The organism is Pseudomonas tremae (assembly GCF_001401155.1).
GTDB classification, from domain to species: Bacteria; Pseudomonadota; Gammaproteobacteria; order Pseudomonadales; family Pseudomonadaceae; genus Aquipseudomonas; species Aquipseudomonas tremae.
In genome coordinates, this window is record NZ_LJRO01000385.1 from 1 (window position 1) to 417 (window position 417).

Annotated in this window: 2 pseudogenes; both read left to right on the plus strand. The window is 54.9% G+C overall.

The features are described 5' to 3' along the window. A pseudogene (locus ALO43_RS30410) lies at positions 1–159 on the plus strand (glutamate carboxypeptidase); the annotation flags it as partial. 134 nt (positions 160–293) lie between these two features. Then, positions 294–417: pseudogene (locus ALO43_RS29435) on the plus strand (RulA protein); the annotation flags it as partial.

Sequence of the window (417 nt, forward strand, 5' to 3'; positions counted from 1 at the left end):
GTACCGGGTAGCGCAAAGCCTGCCGTGCTGGAAACCATGGGTGTTGTCGGGGCCGGCTTGCATGCGGACAATGAGTACATCGAACTGTCGAGTATCGCTCCCAGGCTTTACCTGACGGTGGCGCTGATTACCCGCTTGTCGCAAGGTGAGGCGCCCTGACAGTCAGCGAGCATTGACCGTGCATCGGGTTGAGTCCACACCATTTGTCGATGTGTCAGGTTGTGGAGATTGACCTGGCCCCTGATAAACGATTAACTGTATATGTCTACAGCTAATCATAAAAGGCTCGCCCCATGAGTGTCACATTCCTTGGCCCCTTGTCGGCAGAGGGCATCAAGCTCCCTTTGCTATCCTTGTCATCCGTCGGTTCTAGGTCGCCAGTGGTCGAGAAGCATGTCTCTATCGCAGAGCTTTGTG